Below are 16,491 nucleotides of genomic sequence, written 5' to 3'. Positions count from 1 at the left end.
TCCCCTCTGACTGATTCTCAGACTCAGCCGGTGGCGGACGATCCGGCGGTGGAGACGCTGCTCGCGCTGCTGCACGTGCCGGTGGAGAAGGTGAAGGCGCTGCTCAGGCTGGAGCCGAACGAGCGACCGGCCTCCATCTCGTCACCAGAGAGTTCGCGAGCGAAGAGCTCGAAATCCGCGGCGAAATCGGGTGCGAGGTCGTGATTCTGCATGGCGCTTCCTTTCTATTTGTCGTTCTGTGGGCAAAGTCATCATTGCACGCGTCGATCACGTGAGTGAAGTGTGACGTGAATCACAAATGCGATGCGGGGAAAGCGGTTTCCGAATCGCATCTGATGGCGGCGATGCAATAGGTTTATCGATGAAACCTATTTCATCTGTGCATTGTGGATTTTCGCCGGAGGACGGCTCCCTTGCCTTTGTCGGTCACGAGTGGTCTGCGGTTGACCTTTCGGCCGGGGCGGCCGATCCTCCGTTACCGTTGGCCACGACGGCCGCCTCCAGCCGGATGACGACCTGTGCGCCCAGGTCACGGTCGGCGACGCGGCAAGCGGCGTGCTGCCGTGCCGGGCGACGGCCGGCTGCCCACACCGCTCCGCGGACCGCGGGTCCGGGCGGCGGCGATTCCATCCAGCAGCAGGAGTGAGCGGCCGCCGTGAGCGTTCCGCGCCCGGCGAGGGCCTCGTCGCCGTGGGGGTGCCATGATTCGGCTATGGATTACGGGCGAGTTCATGAAGCGGTGACCAAGGGCTGGAACGAAGAGGTGCTGTCCAGCTTGTCCGGCCTGGTGGAGATACCCGCGGTGTCGGCCGCCTACGACGCCGCCTGGGAGCGGAACGGCCAGCTGCGAGCCGCCGCCGACCACGTGCGCGACTGGATCGCATCGCGAGGCCTGCCGGGCGCCCAGTGTGAGATCGTCCAACTCGACGGCCGGGCCCCGCTGCTTCTCGTGGACGTGCCCGCGACCGCCGGCGCCACGGCGAACGGCACCGTTCTGCTCTACGGTCACCTCGACAAGCAGCCCCCGCTCGGCGACTGGTCGGACGGGCTGGGCCCCTGGCAGCCGGTGGTGCGCGACGGACGGCTCTACGGTCGTGGCTCGGTCGACGACGGGTACTCGGGCTACGCGGCGACGACGGCGTTGACCGCCGTCCAGGCGGCGGGTGGCGAACACGCCCGGGCGATCCTGCTGCTGGAGACAGGTGAGGAGTCCGGCAGCCCCGACCTGCCCGCGTACCTGGAGCACCTGTCCGGCCGCCTCGGTGAGGTGTCCCTGGTGGTCTGCCTGGACGGCGGCGGTGGCGACTACGAGCGGATGTGGCTCACCACGAGCCTGCGCGGCGTGGTGCAGGCGACCGTCACGGTGCGGGTCCTCCAGACACCCGCGCACTCAGGGCTCGCCAGCGGCATCGTGCCGAGCTCCTTCCGCGTCATGCGCAGGTTGCTCGACCGGTTGGAGGATTCCGCGACCGGCGAGGTCACCGTCCCCGAGATGAACGTGCCGATCCCGCAGGAGCGGCGGGCCGACGCCGAGGCGCTCGCCGCGCTGGAGCCGGGAGCCGCCGCGCGCCGGTATCCGCTCGTCGACGGGATGCGAGCGGTCTCGGACGACGACGTCGAACTGATCCTCAACAACACCTGGCGGCCGACGCTGTCGGTGATCGGCGCGGCCGGGCTCCCGGACCCGGCGGTCGCGGGGGCCGTGCTGCGCGACTCGACGTCGCTGCGGCTGAGCTTCAGGACGCCGCCGACGGTCGACGCCGAGGTCGCGCGAGACGCGCTGGTGAAGATCCTGACGACCGACGTGCCGTACGGCGCGCAGGTCGAGGTGGGCGAATTCCTGCTGCTGAACGGCTGGCAGGCCCCGGCCACCGCGCCCTGGCTGGCCGCCACGCTGGAGGAGATCGGCGGCCAGGTGTTCGGCGCGCCGTACCGCAGCTTCGGCATCGGCGGCGGCATCCCGTTCATGGAGATGCTCGGGCGGCGCTATCCGGACGCGCAGTTCGTCGTCACCGGCGCGCTGGGGGCCGACTCGAACATGCACGTGCCCGACGAATGGCTGAACATCGCCTTCGCCGAGCAGATGACCGAGGCCGTCGCCCACATCCTCAACGCCCACGCCCGCAACTGACCACTCCCCGGACCGATCACCACCAGGAGATCGTCGGGACCCACGACAGACATGCCGTCAGCACGCTCCAGGCGCTTGACGTCGTCCCACTCGTGAAAAGTGGTCATCTACCGTCTCCCTTCGATTGGTTGTCCACCTGTTCGATCCATTCGGCGAAACGAGCCTCGGCGAGTGGAATGGCCTTCTCGTACCAGGAAGCCCATCCGCCTGCCTTGTCTCCCGCGACGAAGGCGCCGCACATGACGGCTCTTGAGTCCCTCCGTGAGGGTCGGCGCACGGGACTCGTGCCCGTAGCCGTGTTATGGGCTCCACGGTTGCGCGGTGGGGAGTTCGCACCAGGTTGTGACGTTCGTGCCTCGGTGGGTCACGCCCCACTCTTTGGCGAGGATGTTGATGATCTGAAGGCCTCGCCCGCCCTCGGCGTCCGGCTCGTCTCGCATGTGGGGGGCGCTTGCGGCCGATCCCTCGTCGGTGACCTCGACGCGGACCGCGTTGTCGGAGTTGCCGATGGTCAGGGTGACGGTGCCCCGCTCTCCTGAGAGCGAGTGCGTGATCGAATTCGTCACGAGTTCGCTGACCACGAGAACGACGTCGTCCATGGCCGGATGGCCTTCTCCCAGAAGATCCTGAGCGAACTGCCTCGCTCGCCGCACCGAGGTTCTCGTGCCGACCAGCTTGACCGTCGCCGAGAAGCCACCTGTCGTCATCCCGCCACCCTTCATCGAACGTGACGACATGATTACTCTCGGCATCCATCGCCGCAAAGAAGTTGCAAGAATTGCAGCTCCAGGTTTGTCGCTGGTACGAGCCGTGCGGTGTGGTCCTGTGGGTCACACTGGTCCGCGTATCAGAGGAGGTGGCGGGAAATGGCTCACGTTCGCGGACCAAGCGTTCGTCGACGGAGGCTGGCGGTCGAGCTACGCGCTCTTCGTGAGCGTGCCGGGTTCACTGGAGATCAGGTGGCGGAGGCGCTCGGTTGGTCGGCTTCGAAGGTCAGCCGTGTCGAAACGGCTCATGTCGGCGTGCGAGCTAAAGATCTCCAGGCGCTACTCGACCTCTATAGCGTTCCCGAAAGCAGGCGAGCGGCCCTGCTTACCCTGGCGCGCACTGATAACCAAAGAGGTTGGTGGGATATGTATGACTCGATTCCCACCGAGTACGCCAACTACATCAGCCTTGAAGCGGCAGCGTGTGGTATCCAGCGGTACGACCTGCTCCTCATCCATGGTCTGCTGCAGACCGAAGGCTATGCCCGCGCCATCATCCGCTCGGGTTTGATGTCTCTGGCTCCCGTCCAGGAAGTCGATCGGAGGGTGGAGATCAGGCTCACCCGGCAAGAGGCCTTGCGGCGCCCCGATCCGCTGCATCTGTGGGTCGTCTTGGATGAAGCCGCTTTGAGGCGGGTCGTCGGTGGGACTGAAGTGATGCGAGCCCAGTGCGAGCATCTCGTCGCGGAGGCCGGCCGGCCGAACGTGACGCTGCAGGTCTTGCCGAATGTTCTGGGCGCGCATCCGGGTGCGGTGGGAGCGTTCTCGATCATGGAGTTTCCAGGCAAATACGACCCTGCGGTGGTTTACGTCGAGACCATGGCGAGTAGTCTGTATATCGAGAATGACGCAGATGTGCATCGATACAGCCTGGTATTCGACCAACTGCGCGCTATGGCACTTGGCCCCGATGAATCGCTTGAACTGATCGGTCGCATTGCCGAAGGCTTGGAGACGGAGAAGGCAGGGGATGTGGGATGTCGCAGGCAGTACCACGGTTAGTCATCACACGTGTTTGGCGCAAGAGCAGCTTCAGTGAAGGCGCCAACGGGTGCGTTGAACTGGCGGTTGCGGGCGTGGAATCGCCACCGCGGGACGAGGCGCACGTCGACAGGCTTTATCTGGTGCGCGATTCGAAGGTCTCGGACGGTCCGGTGCTGGCGTGTGCTCCTGGGGAGTGGGCAGCCTTCATCGGTGGCGTCAAGGACGGCGAGTTCCGTCCTCCGGCGTAACCGGTCCTTGGCGGGGCCGCCCGCGAGCATTTCGCCGGGTTGTTCGCCGCCTGAGGCACGTTCACATCCAGCGAAGTGGTGTACGAGTCTCCTTCGTGCTGGCGCGTTGTCAGGCGAGCGGGGGTTGGGGTGGCGGGCCCACCCGTTGCCCATGCCGCTGGTCGCCGTCGCCGCGCCCACCCGAAACCGCCGGGTGTGATCGCGGTATGGGAGGCGCGATGGCTCGCCGTGTGAGTGGGCCGCTTGCGCTGCCGGAAATGGTGGCGGTGGTGTTCTACCTTGCGGCAGTGGGTGTGCTCACCTGGATGACCATGGAGGGGCGCCTGGGGGACTCGGTCTACGGGTGGGTGCTGATGTTGCTGATGGCCTTTCCCCTGTCGATCGTCACCCTGCTTATCGAGGTCCTTCTTGATCCGGTCGTGGAGGCGCAGTCGTACGAGGTGCGACAAATCGTCTATTGCGTGCAGTTGGCGCTGCCAGGCGTGGTGCTGGCCGTCGTTCTCTTCGTCCTGGTCAACAGCGGTTATAGGGCCGCGGGTCGCGGCTTCGCGTGGTTCTGCACGGCATGCGTCCTGGTGTCTGGGTTGGCGATCGTGTTCGACAACTGGGAACCGCGCCGTCCGTACGGCTGGCCGCTGCTGGTCTGCGGCGTCGTGATGGCCGCCGCGCTGCTCGCCGGACGCAGGAGCGCCGCGTCCCGAGGTGTCCGGAACGAGTGAGGCTCCGGTCCGAGTGACGTCATCTCGGCGCGGAGGACTCAGGCCGAGCCGAGCGACCGGCTTGACGGAATCACTGGGACGACTACTATAGGTAGTGCATGTCCCACTCGGGGTAATGAAGTGAAGCCGGGTTAACCTCCGCAGGTGGTGGCCCGGCTTTCGCGTCTCCGGTGTCATGCTGGTTCGCAACCCACATACGTCAAGACCTCGCCGAGCCCTCGGCTCGAGGGATCTTCATCGAGCGCACCTTCGGCGATGCCCGCCGCCGCGCCAAGGTCATCGGCCGATTTCCCGGCGAAACCAGCCGCATCAGCATCGTGTGAGCCGTCCTGGACCGCGCCTCCCGCGGCCGGCGCGGCATGACCATGACCCCAGCCGGGCTCCGCCTCCTCCAAGACCTACGCCGCTCGCTCCTGCAACCGCCCCGCCAACTCCGACCCCGCCCCGCCCCGCCACTCCACCAGCCCGATCAACCGACACCGCCACTGCGTAACTTCACCCTGAAGCCGGAACCCACGCCCGTGGATTTACCCGGTTCGCCCTCAAGGTGGGCCGGTTATGGTGATCCGATGACCGGAACCCCTCGCGAAGCGTTCCTGAAACTCGTGCACGGCGTCTGTGAAGAGCGTTGGGCGGACGTGGTGGACCTGTACGCGGAGCAGACCGATGTCTCCCACCCGTTCCACCCGGTGGGGGCACCGCCGCTGCTATCCCGCGAAGAGCTACGAGCCCACTTCGGCGGCGGGCCACAGCCGTACCAGGGCCCGACCCTGCGGCGTCGGCCGACCCGGATCAACGTCCACGAGACCACCGATCCCGAGGTCATCGTGGCCGAGTTCCAGTACGAAGGCATCGTGGTGGAGACCGGCGAACCCTTCACCATCCCGGCCGTCTTCGTCATGCGCGTCAGGGACGGAAAGATCGTCGAATCCCGCGACTACCTGGACCATCTGCGCTCGGCTGCGGCCCGCGGCATGCTCGCCGAGGTCTTGGACGCCATCCGCGACCACCACGCCAAGGGCCCTGTCACTGCCCCACCAGGTCACAACGGCGCCGAGCCTCGCTGACCTCGTTGATGTGCCGTTCGCCCAGTCGCGCACGGCCGCCGGCGGCTGCATCAGGGGCCGATCGTCACCGCCACCACGTGACCTCACCCTTGAAGCCGGAACCACGCCTGTCGGTTCACACCGGAATCGGGGCGCCACCTGTGGAGGAGAGGCCGGTCTCTGTGGCGGCCGGTCTTCGCCTTCGCGCGCTGGGCACGCTCCGGGTCGGGCCGTGTTCCGGGCTTCGCCCCTATGGCCTTCGGCCGGACCTGGCGAGCCGGCCAGGACGGATCGCTTTCCGAAGGTTCGGCCGGTGGGTCAGCAGCGCTGGCCGTTGGCGTAGTCGATGTCGGGGTAGTAGCCGACGTTCTGGCAGAAGAAGCTCCCGGACGGAATGGTGATGGTCCCGTAGGTGCCGGTGCCCGACCCCGTGCAGTCGCTCGCGAAGATGTAGTAGCCCAACAGGTCGGACAGCAGGAATCGGGTGCCGCTCGTGCAGGTGTAGTTGGCGTCCATGGCCAGAGCGGGCGGTGCGATGACGGCACTCGCCAGGGCGGGCGGTGCGGTGACGGCACTCGCCAGGACGGCCGCGGCGGAGACCATGACCACGCGCTTGACCAGAGCATTCATGAGGCGCTCTTTTCGTGGGGGGTACGGACGCGTGCATCCTTACCCGTGCCGCCTTGGACCGATCTGGTAGGCGGTGTCCAGAAGCGGTCAGCTTCCGAACGTGGCGCGGGTGGCTCGGCTCGGCGAGTCTCAACCCAGTCGGATTCTCAGGTCAGGTCAGGGCGGGGCTCTGCGGGTCCAGCCGGCGGATGTCAGTGTTCGGCGGTGGGGGCGAAGGTGAAGGCGTAGTCGCAGAGGTCGGTCAGGGGGCATGTCTCGCAGTGGGGGCGGCGGGCCTGGCAGATGGTGCGGCCGTGGATGATCAGGGCGATGTGCAGTTCGTGCCGGATCTCGGGGGGCACCTGGGGAGCGAGGAGCCGGTGGGCCTTCTCGGCGGTCGTGCCGGGCGGGATCCAGCCGAGCCTGGTGGCGACGCGGTGGACGTGGGTGTCGACGGGGAACGCGGGACGTCCCATCGAGAAGACGAGCACGCATGCCGCGGTCTTGGGGCCGACACCGGGCAGTGAGGTCAGGTACGACTCCACGGCCTCGTCGTCCAGGTCGTCCAGGCGGGCGAGGTCGATGCGGCCTTCCCGTTCTTCGATGAGGGCCAGGATCCGCTGGATGCGCCGTGCCTTCTGGTCGGCGATGCCGCCGCACCGGATGGCGTCGGCCACCTCGTCCACGGGAGCGTCCGCGGCCTGTTCCCAGTGGGGAAACCGGGACTTCAACGTGGCGAACGCCCGCTCGGAGTTGCGGTCGGAGGTGGCCTGCGACAGCACGGTGGCCACCACTTGATCGACGACGGGCAGCGCCCGGCCCGGGACGAAGGGGCCCTGCCGGGCGCGCAGCCGCCGGAGCACCTCCTCGATGGTCTCGCGATCAGCCTCGGTCATCTCCCGCCTTTCTCACCCGACGTCCATCCATGCCCATCATCGTGCCGCGGAAGCGTTGGACAGGTCCGGTGATGGTCGGACGTCCAGGGATCGCCGGTTCCACCATTCCTGAGACTCCTAGCCGGGCTCATAGTCACCTCACCCGGGCGGATACGTTCCCGGGAAGTCCGGGAAGTCCGGGAAGTCCGGGAAGTCCGGGAAGCCCGCAAGTCCGCTGGCCTGTCCGCCGTCTGCGGCACGCTCACGTGCAGTGAAGTGGTGCACGAGTCTTCTTCGTCCGAGCGCGTTGTCAGGAAAGCGGTTGAGGTGGTGGACCCACCCGTTGCTCATGCCGCCAGGCGCCGTCGCCGCGCCCACCCGATACCCGGGTACTGATCGAGGTGCCGATGGAGGCCGATCGTGCTGTGTCGGCGGCCGTCATGGTGGCGGTGGTGGTGCCGCGACGGCCGTGGTGGCGGCGGTGGTTGTGGTCGCGACGGCGGTGGGGTGTCGCGGCGGTGGTTGTAATCGGGTGGTGGTGGTTGTGGCGGCGGTGACGGAATTTCGGGGTCACCATCGTTGATGATCGCTGGGAATCCGATGGTGCCGGCTGGGTTGTTCTCGCGGACCCTGAGGGCACGGGGTTTCGGGTGGGCGCGGCGACGGCGACCGGCGGCATGAGCAACGGGTGGGACCACCACCCCGCTCTCGCTTCCCCAGTGGCGCGTCAGCGTGAGGGGGCTCGTACACCACGTCGCTGTAGGTGATCTCCGGCGCCTGTGCGAGACGATCTAGGGTTCGCCGGACTGCGCCTGGTCTTCACCGTGGCGCTCGGACCGCCGCGCCGGATCCTGGCGCCGTATGCCCCGCTGAAGCGGATGGGTGAGAGGGACGACGTGCCCCGGCTCTTGTCAGGGGGGCGGCGCGGGGCGTCGCTCTGCCCTGGGTCCACAGTTGGACGCGCGGGGTGCGCGAGGACGGCGGCTGCGCGGACGCTCATAGTCGGATCGTCCAGGCGATCCGCCGATTCCACCATTCCGGTCGCTCCTAGCTGGCCTCATAGTTACCTCACTTGACCGGGCCTGTCCCAGTGAAGTCCAGTCCGCATCTGTATGGAGAACGTGGTGACCGACGAAGTACGCCCTCTGCCCGTGTCGAGCGCGGGCGCGGTGAGCGCCTGGATCCGGAACACGGACGCGGGCGTGCGGCTGACCGTCGCCTGGAACGGCGAGACCGTTCTTGACGGTGTCCCGCTCGGATTCGCGGTCGATGGCATGGAGCTCGGCGCCGGTGCGAAGTCCGGTGTCGGTGCGGAGTCCGACGGTGGTGCTGGGTTCGGTGGTGGTGCTGGGTTCGGTGTCGGTGCGGAGTCCGACGGTGGTGTGGGGCTGGCTGCCGGGGCAGGGAGCGGCGTCGGCGCCGAGTTGGTGAGCGTCTCGGAGCGGACGGTCCGCGACCGGTTTCGGGCACGCTCTGGCAAGGCGGTCGGCGAGCACCACTATGAGCACCGCGAGAGCGTGCACACCTTCCGCGAGGCCGGCGTCGAATGGCAGGTCGTCATGCGGGTCGCGCGCGACGGCGTCGCGATCCGGTACGTGATGCCCACGCTGGACGGGACGGCCCGCGTCACGGGTGACCGCACCTGCGTCAGGCTGCCGGCGGGGTCGAGGAACTGGGTGCTGGACTACCAGACCTGGTATGAGACGCCCCGCTTCGGCGCCGGCACCGCCGAGCTGGCGAGCGGCGGCGCGTACGGGTTCCCGTTCCTCGCCCGGCTCGGCGGGGCCGCGCACCTGTTGATCACCGAGTCGGGGATCGACGGCCGGTTCGCCGGTGCGCACGTCGTGGCGGGCGACCCCGGGACGGACGGCGGCCGGACGTTGCGGTTCACGCTCGCCGACGCGAGCGTCGAGGTCACCCGCGGCCCGGTCACGCCGTGGCGGGTGTTCCTCGTCGGGACGCTGCCGGAGCTGGTGTCCTCGCTGTTCGTGGACGAGCTGGCGCCGGCGGCCTCGCCCGAGCTGGAGGACGCGGAGTGGGTCCGGCCGGGCCGCGCGGCCTGGTCGTGGTGGTCGGACTTCTATTCGGGCGCGCAGCTGGACAAGCAGAAGCACTTCGTGGACGTCGCCGCGGACCTCGGCTGGGAGCACCTGCTCATCGACTGCGGATGGGAGGAGACCTGGGTGCCGGAGATCGTGGCGTACGCGAGCCGCCGCGGCGTCCAGGTGCACCTGTGGACGATCTGGCGCGACCTCAACAGTCCGCAAGATCTCGGGAAGCTGGCCCTGTGGCGGTCGTGGGGCGTCGCCGGGATCAAGGTCGACTTCATGGAGTCGGAGTCCAAGGACCGCTACCGCTGGTACGACACGATCCTCACCGAGACCGCGCGGCTCGGGCTCATGGTGAACTTCCACGGCTCGGTCGTCCCGCGCGGCTGGGGGCGCGCCTTCCCCCAGGTGATCGGGTACGAGGCGATCCGCGGCGCCGAGTACTACGTGTTCTTCGAGAACCAGGCGCTCACCGCCGCGCACAACGTCATCCAGCCGTTCACCCGGAACATCGTCGGCGGGATGGACGCCACGCCGGTCGCGTTCGGCGCGGCGGGCCGCACGACCAGCGACGGCCACGAGCTCGGGCTGTCGGTGGCGTTCGAGTGCGGGATCACCCACTTCGCCGGCCACGTCGACTCCTATGCCGCCCGCCCGCTCGCGGCGCGGTTCCTGGCGGAGCTCGCGCCGGTCTGGGAGGAGACGGTGCTGCCGGCGGGCGATCCCGACAGCCACGCGGTCATCGCCCGCCGCGCCGGTGACCGGTGGTTCGTGGGAGGAATCGCCACCGGGGAGGCCCGTACGATCCGCGTGCCGTTCGACCGGCTCGGGCTCGGGCCGGACGCCCAGGTGTGGATCGTCGGCGACGCCTCACCCGCGACCGGCGAGGTGCCGGCCGCCGGGCTCGCGGAGAGGACCGTGACCGCTGGTGACGGGGTCGATGTCGAGGTCGCTCGCGACGGCGGCTTCGTCGCCATCGTCGCACCGGCGGGCGCCGCACTGTTCCGCGCCGCGCCACGGCCGCTCCTGTCCGCGCCGGCCGTGCACCCGGCCGTCGCCGAGGTGGGGCCGGACGGGACGGCGTCGATCACGACCGACGCCGATGCCCGGCTGCGCCTGCCGGCGGGCTGGACGGCCCGCCGCACCGGCGAGACCGGATGGACCGTCCGCACCGGCGAGACTGGGCGGGCCGTCCGCACCGGCGGGGTCGAGTGGGTCGTCAGTCCCGGCGCCTCGCTTCGTCCCGGACGGCTCGGGGTGGTGACGGTCGAACGCGACGGCGACGGCCGGGTGCCCGTCGTCGCGCACGCGCGCGTCGTGCGCCCGTTGACGCCCGGAGACCACGAGCTCTCGGACCTGCCGATGATCGCGTTCGTCAACGACGACGGTCCCGTCGAGCGCGACCTGTCGAACGGGGCGGGCAACCCCGGCGACGGCCTGCCCATGCGCGTCGCGGGCGAGAGGTTCGAACGCGGCCTCGGCACCGCCCCGTACTCGGAGGCGATCTTCCACCTCGGCGGGCGCGCGGAGACGTTCGCCGGCGCCGTCGGCGTCGACGACGAGTCCACCGGCCGCGCCGCCGTCGCCGTCCTGGGCGACGGACGCGAGCTCTTCACCGCCGTCGTCGAGGGAGGCAAGCCCGTCACGACGTTCAGCCTGGACGTCAGAGGCGTCCGGACCCTGTGCCTGCGCAGCGAGGCGGCGACGCAGGGCGACATAGGTGTGCACGTCGACTGGGTCGGCACGACCCTGCACGTCACACTCCCCAGCCGGTAACACCGTGCCGGTCACGACGACCGGGGCGCAGCACGATCGAAGGAACACCATGAGAAGCAAGTGGACGGCCGCCGCGGCGATGGTCGCGGCGGGGGCACTCCTCACCGCCTGCTCGGGAGGGCAGGGTGGCGGGTCGGCGTCGACGTCGGCGGAGAAGGTCACCCTCACCTACGCGAACTGGAGCGAGGACCAGGCGCCGGCGATGAAGCAGATCGCCGCCGAGTTCGAGAAGGCCAACCCGAACATCACCGTCAAGGTCCAGACGCTGCCGTGGCCGGAGTACTGGTCGACGCTCCAGGTGGGGGCCGCGGGCGGCACGGCGCCGGACGCGTTCTGGATGCTCGCCGACCACTTCCGCGAGTACGCCAAGGGCGGTCAGCTGCTCGACCTGTCCGGCACGGTGAAGTCCGCCGGGATCGACATGGGCGTCTACCCCAAGGCCGTCTCCGACTCCTACACCTACGAGGGCAAGATCTTCGCGCTGCCCAAGGACTTCGACACCAACGGCGTCTGGTACAACAAGGCGCTCTTCGACGCGGCCAAGGTCGCCTACCCGGACGACACCTGGGACTGGCAGGACGTGCAGGACGCGGCCAGGAAGCTGACCGACAAGGCCAAGGGCGTGTGGGGCATCGCGGCGCCGATCGACGCGCAGGGCGGCTTCTACAACACGATGTTGCAGGCCGGCGCGCAGATCGTGAACCCGGAGGGCACCGCCTCGGACTTCGCGAGCGCGCCCGGCGTCGCGGGCCTGAAATTCTGGACCGACCTGCAGGCGGCGGGCTCGTCGCCGACGCTGAAGCAGTTGTCGGACACCGAGGCCGTCTCGATGTTCGAGAGCCAGAAGGTCGCCATGTACCTCTCCGGCGCCTACTGGGCCTTCCGCTTCCACAACAACGCGGACCTGAAGGGCAAGATCGACGTCGCGCCCCTGCCGCAGGGCGTCAAGCGCGCCACGGTCACCAGCGGCATCGGCAACGCCGGGTACGCCGGCAGCAAGCACCCGGAGGAGCTGAAGAAGTTCCTCGCCTTCCTCGGCGGCGCCAGGGCCGCCGAGATCCAGGCGGCGACGGGCACCGTGCTTCCCGCCTACACCGGGACGCAGAAGCCGTGGCTCGACGCGATGCCCGAGTTCCACCTGCAGGTCTTCATCGACGCCATCGACTACAGCGTCCCCCTCCCGGTCGCGGGCAACGCCTCGGAGTGGCAGGGGCTGGCCGCGCAGTACCTGGCTCCCGCGTGGGAGGGCAGGAAGCCGGTCCAGGAGGCGGCCAAGGAGTACCAGGACGCCGTCGACAAGGTGCTCGCGAAGCAATGACGTCCGTGACGACGAAGCCCGTGCGGGCGAGCGAGCCTGTGCGGCGGCCGGCCGGCCGCCGCACAGGCGTCGGCGAGCCCGGCGGCCGGTGGGCGGCCGCGTTCATCGCCCCCGCCCTGATAGGCCTGGCCGCCCTGTACCTCTGGCCGTTCCTGTCCACGCTGATCAAGAGCTTCCAGGACGTGCCCGCGTTCGGGCCGGCCACCTTCGTGGGGCTCGGCAACTACACGGCCCTTCTCGGCGACGAGGAGTTCTGGAAGGCGTTCGGCAACTCCGCCCTCTACACCGCGATCATCCTGCTCGGCATCCCTCTGGCGATCGTGCTGGCCGCGCTGGTCGAGCAGGTCGGCCGGGGCCGCGCGGTCTACCGCGTGCTGTTCTTCCTGCCGGTGGTCACCCTGCCCGTCGCCATCGGCATGGTCTGGCGGTTCATCTACAACGGCGACTTCGGCCTGCTGAACACCGTGCTGTCGTGGTTCGGGGTCACCGGCCAGTTCTGGGTGGCCGACCCCCGGTTCACGATCTACGCGTTCGGCGCGGTCGGCATCTGGATGAGCCTCGGCATCAACATGATCATCTTGGGCGCCGGGCTGCAGGCGATCCCCAAGGACCTCTACGAGGCCGCCGCCCTCGACGGCGCCGGCCGCGTCCGGCAGTTCCGCCACATCACCCTGCCCCTGCTCACGCCGAGCATCTTCTTCGTCACGATCCTCGGCGTCATCGCCGCCCTGCAGATGTTCGACCTGCTCTTCGTCATGCTGCGCGGGGTGAACAACACGGCTCTCGCCGACTCCAAGACGATCGTTTACCTGTTCTACGAGAAGGCGTTCGTCCAGTTCCAGCAGGGCTACGGCGCGGCCGTCGCGGTCGTGCTGCTCATCGTGATCATGATCGTGACAGCCCTGCAGTTCCGCCTGCAGAGATCGTGGGTGTTCTATGGCTGAACCGCCGGCCCGCTCGGAGCGGGCCCTGCGGCGCGGTGGACCGGCCGCCACCACCTGGCCGGTCCACGCGATCCTGATCGTCGCCGCGGTCGTCATGGTGGTGCCGTTCGCCTGGCAGATCGTCACCATGTTCAAGACGACCGCCGAGGCGACCAGGGTGCCGCCGACGGTGCTGCCGGAGGTTTTCGACCTGCGGTCGTTCACGACGTTCTTCTCGACCGTGCCGTTCTGGTCGATGTTCGCGGTCTCGGCCGGGTCGCTGGTCCTGCGGGTGGCCGGTCAGCTCGCGGTCGCCTCGCTCGCCGGGTACGCCTTCGCCCGCATACCGTTCCGGGGACGCGAGGCGCTGTTCGGCCTGTTTATCGTCATGCTGATGGTGCCGAGCCAGCTCTTCCTGATCGGCCAGTACGAGCTCGTTCGCGGCCTGAAGCTGCTGGACACCCTGCCGGCGCTCGCCATCCCCGGGCTGTTCTCGGCCTTCGGCACCTTCCTGATGCGCCAGGCCTTCCGCTCGATGCCCAAGGACTTCGAGGAGGCCGCGCGGCTCGACGGCGCCAACCCCTTCCAGGTGTTCTGGCACGTCATGCTCCCGATGGCCCGGCCGATGCTCGCCGCGCTCGCCGTGCTGACGGGTCTGTACTCGTGGAACGACCTGCTATGGCCGCTCATCGTCTCCCCCTCGGGGGACAACCGGCCGCTGCCGGTCGGCCTCGCCGGGCTGCAAGGACAGTTCGGCACGGACTACCCGACCCTCATGGCGGGGGCGTTCGTATGCTCCATTCCGCTCGTGATCGTCTTTCTGATCCTGCAACGGCAGTTCTTCGCGGGCATCGCGAGCAGCGGACTCAAAGGATGACGGGACCACACGTGAACGAAAGCCGGCACACGCCGATCCATCTGCGCGCGGGCGGCACCAGCATGGTCGTCGCCACCGACGGCGGCAGGCTCCCGCGCATCCTGCACTGGGGTCAGGACCTCGGCCCGCTCACCGGCGAGGTCCTGGCCGACCTGCGGCAGGCCGCGCTGCCCGCCGTCGGCGACAGCCCGGTCACCTATCCCCAGCCTGTACCGGTGCTTCCGCAGCTGGCCGAGGGATGGCTCGGCCGCCCGGGGCTGGCCGGCGACGGCGACGGCCGCCGCTGGGCGCCGAAGTTCCGGGACGCGACGCACCACGTCGACGAGGGCGCGGACGGCGGCCCCCTGTTGCGCGGCACGGCGCACGACCCCGAGTACGGCCTCGCCGCCGAGATCGAGATCCAGGTGCTCGCCGCCAGTGGCCTCGTCCGGCAGCGGGCCCGGATCAGGAACGACGCCGCGGCGCCCTATCGCGTCGACGGCCTCGAACTGGCGCTGCCCGTGCCGCCGGAGGCGACGGAGATCCTCGACCTCACCGGCCGCTGGGCGCTCGAACGGGTGCCGCAGCGCCGCCCGTTCCACGTCGGCGAGTGGGTCAGGGCCTCGCGCGGAGGCAAGCCGGGGCTCGAGCACACCCTGCTGCTGGTCGCCGGCGAGGAAGGGTTCGGGTTCAGGGACGGCCAGGTGTGGGCGACGCATCTGGCCTGGAGCGGCAACCAGGTGCTCGCCGCCGAGCGGACCCCGGCGGGCACCCGGCACCTCGCGGCGGGCGAACTGCTGCTCGCCGGCGAGGTGGTGCTGGGCCAGGGCGACTCGTACCAGAGCCCGTGGCAGTACGGGTCGTGGGGCCTGGGACTGGACGACCTCGCCGCGCGTTTCCACCGGCACCTGCGTTCGCGGGCGCGGCACCCCCGCTCGCCCCGGCCGGTCGTGCTGAACACCTGGGAGGCCGTCTACTTCCAGCACGATCTCGCCACCCTGGCGGCGCTCGCCGAACGCGGAGCGGAGCTGGGCGCCGAGCGGTTCGTGCTGGACGACGGCTGGTTCCTCGGCCGCAGGGACGACACCAAGGCGCTGGGCGACTGGACGGTCGACCCGGACGTGTGGCCGGACGGGCTCGAACCGCTCGCCGCCCGCGTCCGCGAACTGGGCATGGACTTCGGGCTGTGGTTCGAGCCGGAGATGGTCAACCTCGACTCCGGCCTCGCTCGCGAGCACCCGGAGTGGATCTTCGACGCCGGGCACGGCCCCGGACTCCCCTCCCGCTACCAGCATGTCCTCGACCTGGGGCATCCCGGCGCGTACGCCTATGTCCTCGACCGGATGAGCTCCCTGGTGGGGTCGCTCGGCATCGCCTACATCAAGTGGGACCACAACCGGTACCTGCTCGACGCCGGCCACGGCCCCGAGGGGCGGCCGGGGGTGCGCAGGCAGGTCGAACAGGCCTACCGGCTGATGGCCGCGCTCAAGGCCGCCCACCCGGGACTTGAGATCGAGTCGTGCGCCAGCGGCGGCGGGCGCGTCGACCTCGGCGTCCTTGAGTTCGCCGACCGGGTCTGGCCGAGCGACTGCAACGACCCGCACGAGCGGCTGGAGATCCAGCGCTGGACGGGGCTCCTGGTGCCGCCCGAGATGCAGGGCACGCACATCGGAGCGCGGGAGTCGCACACCACCCACCGCGACCATCCGCTCGACTACCGCGCCGAGAAGGCGCTGTGGGGGCACCTGGGCGTCGAGGTCGACCTGCTCGCCGCCGACGGCGAGACCCGCGCGGCCCTCGCCAAGTGGGTCGCCTTCCACAAGGAGCACCGGGCCCTGCTGCACTCCGGGACCGTCGTGAACGCCGACCTCCCCGACGCGGCCCTGCGCCTGCAGGGGGTCGTCGCGGCCGACCGCGGCGAGGCGCTCTACGCGTTCAGCGTCGTCGAGCGGCCCGCGACCTGGCCGCCGGGCCGCGTCAGGCTGCCCGGGCTGGACGACGACCGCCTCTACACCGTCGAGGTGGTGTACCCGGGGGAGCCGCCCGCGTCCGGAGCGGTGCTCCCGCCGTGGCAGCGCAGTGGCGTGACCATGCCGGGGCGGGTGCTGCGGCTCGTCGGAGTCGAAGCGCCCTCGCTGGACGTGGACCGGTCGGTGCTGCTGCGCGTTACCGGCGCCGCCTCATGAGGCGC

The 16,491-nt window shown here is 69.4% G+C and carries 14 protein-coding genes and 1 pseudogene; 11 read left to right on the top strand and 4 right to left on the bottom strand.

What is annotated here, in order from left to right:
* Nucleotides 1–23: 23 nt before the first annotated feature.
* The gene (locus ACFO60_RS27795) at nt 24–212 is read right to left on the bottom strand and encodes a hypothetical protein (RefSeq protein WP_380845500.1); all 189 of its coding nucleotides are present in this window, start codon (nt 210–212) and stop codon (nt 24–26) included.
* Nucleotides 213–712: 500 nt separating this feature from the next.
* Here ACFO60_RS27795 and ACFO60_RS27790 point away from each other — a divergent pair, with 500 nt between their 5' ends.
* Entirely contained in the window at nt 713–2,131 is a 1,419-nt protein-coding gene (locus ACFO60_RS27790; protein ID WP_380845497.1) for a M20/M25/M40 family metallo-hydrolase, read from the top strand.
* 299 nt (nt 2,132–2,430) lie between these two features.
* Here the strand turns inward: ACFO60_RS27790 and ACFO60_RS27785 are convergent, their stop codons facing one another.
* Nucleotides 2,431–2,838 (bottom strand): ATP-binding protein, encoded by a 408-nt coding sequence (locus tag ACFO60_RS27785; protein WP_380845494.1) that lies wholly within the window; start codon nt 2,836–2,838, stop codon nt 2,431–2,433.
* A 159-nt stretch (nt 2,839–2,997) separates the two neighbouring features.
* On the opposite strand from ACFO60_RS27785, the gene ACFO60_RS27780 reads away from it, so the two are divergent.
* The 5 genes and pseudogenes from ACFO60_RS27780 (at nt 2,998) to ACFO60_RS27765 (ending at nt 5,916) form a co-directional block, all read left to right on the top strand.
* Nucleotides 2,998–3,900, top strand: a complete 903-nt coding sequence (locus ACFO60_RS27780; protein ID WP_380845491.1) for a helix-turn-helix domain-containing protein — start codon at nt 2,998–3,000, stop codon at nt 3,898–3,900.
* On the top strand, nt 3,876–4,130 hold the full coding sequence (locus tag ACFO60_RS27775; RefSeq protein ID WP_380845488.1) for a DUF397 domain-containing protein: 255 nt from the start codon (nt 3,876–3,878) through the stop codon (nt 4,128–4,130). The genes ACFO60_RS27780 and ACFO60_RS27775 overlap by 25 nt, the downstream gene beginning before the upstream one ends.
* A gap of 218 nt (nt 4,131–4,348) precedes the next feature.
* Nucleotides 4,349–4,849 carry a hypothetical protein gene (locus ACFO60_RS27770; protein WP_380845485.1) on the top strand — a complete coding sequence of 167 codons (501 nt, stop codon included), beginning with the start codon at nt 4,349–4,351 and terminating at the stop codon, nt 4,847–4,849.
* A 233-nt stretch (nt 4,850–5,082) separates the two neighbouring features.
* Nucleotides 5,083–5,307, top strand: a pseudogene (locus ACFO60_RS40855) (IS256 family transposase); the annotation flags it as partial.
* A gap of 111 nt (nt 5,308–5,418) precedes the next feature.
* Nucleotides 5,419–5,916 carry a nuclear transport factor 2 family protein gene (locus ACFO60_RS27765; RefSeq protein ID WP_380845482.1) on the top strand — a complete coding sequence of 166 codons (498 nt, stop codon included), beginning with the start codon at nt 5,419–5,421 and terminating at the stop codon, nt 5,914–5,916.
* A 297-nt stretch (nt 5,917–6,213) separates the two neighbouring features.
* On the opposite strand, the gene ACFO60_RS27760 is transcribed toward ACFO60_RS27765, so the two are convergent.
* Both ACFO60_RS27760 and ACFO60_RS27755 read right to left on the bottom strand, forming a co-directional pair.
* The gene (locus tag ACFO60_RS27760) at nt 6,214–6,525 is read right to left on the bottom strand and encodes a hypothetical protein (protein WP_380845479.1); all 312 of its coding nucleotides are present in this window, start codon (nt 6,523–6,525) and stop codon (nt 6,214–6,216) included.
* 191 nt (nt 6,526–6,716) lie between these two features.
* The gene (locus ACFO60_RS27755; RefSeq protein WP_380845476.1) at nt 6,717–7,400 is read right to left on the bottom strand and encodes an endonuclease III domain-containing protein; all 684 of its coding nucleotides are present in this window, start codon (nt 7,398–7,400) and stop codon (nt 6,717–6,719) included.
* A 1,103-nt stretch (nt 7,401–8,503) separates the two neighbouring features.
* On the opposite strand from ACFO60_RS27755, the gene ACFO60_RS27750 reads away from it, so the two are divergent.
* From ACFO60_RS27750 to ACFO60_RS27730, 5 genes are read left to right on the top strand one after another with little or no spacing between them, the layout of a single operon-like run.
* Entirely contained in the window at nt 8,504–11,203 is a 2,700-nt protein-coding gene (locus tag ACFO60_RS27750; RefSeq protein ID WP_380845473.1) for an NPCBM/NEW2 domain-containing protein, read from the top strand.
* Nucleotides 11,204–11,252: 49 nt separating this feature from the next.
* On the top strand, nt 11,253–12,521 hold the full coding sequence (locus tag ACFO60_RS27745; RefSeq protein ID WP_380845470.1) for an ABC transporter substrate-binding protein: 1,269 nt from the start codon (nt 11,253–11,255) through the stop codon (nt 12,519–12,521).
* Nucleotides 12,522–12,526: 5 nt separating this feature from the next.
* Complete coding sequence (locus ACFO60_RS27740; RefSeq protein WP_380845467.1) at nt 12,527–13,465, top strand: carbohydrate ABC transporter permease; 939 nt, start codon at nt 12,527–12,529, stop codon at nt 13,463–13,465.
* Entirely contained in the window at nt 13,458–14,321 is an 864-nt protein-coding gene (locus tag ACFO60_RS27735) for a carbohydrate ABC transporter permease (protein ID WP_380845464.1), read from the top strand. Before ACFO60_RS27740 ends, ACFO60_RS27735 begins: the two co-directional genes overlap by 8 nt.
* A gap of 11 nt (nt 14,322–14,332) precedes the next feature.
* A complete protein-coding gene (locus tag ACFO60_RS27730) occupies nt 14,333–16,486 on the top strand; it encodes an alpha-galactosidase (RefSeq protein WP_380845461.1) in 2,154 nt (717 codons plus the stop codon).
* Nucleotides 16,487–16,491: the final 5 nt, after the last annotated feature.

Origin of the sequence: Sphaerisporangium dianthi (assembly GCF_042654065.1) — a bacterium.
Taxonomy (GTDB): domain Bacteria; phylum Actinomycetota; class Actinomycetes; order Streptosporangiales; family Streptosporangiaceae; genus Sphaerisporangium; species Sphaerisporangium dianthi.
Note: the sequence above shows the minus strand (reverse complement) of the source record. Positions and strands in the feature narration are given on the sequence as shown.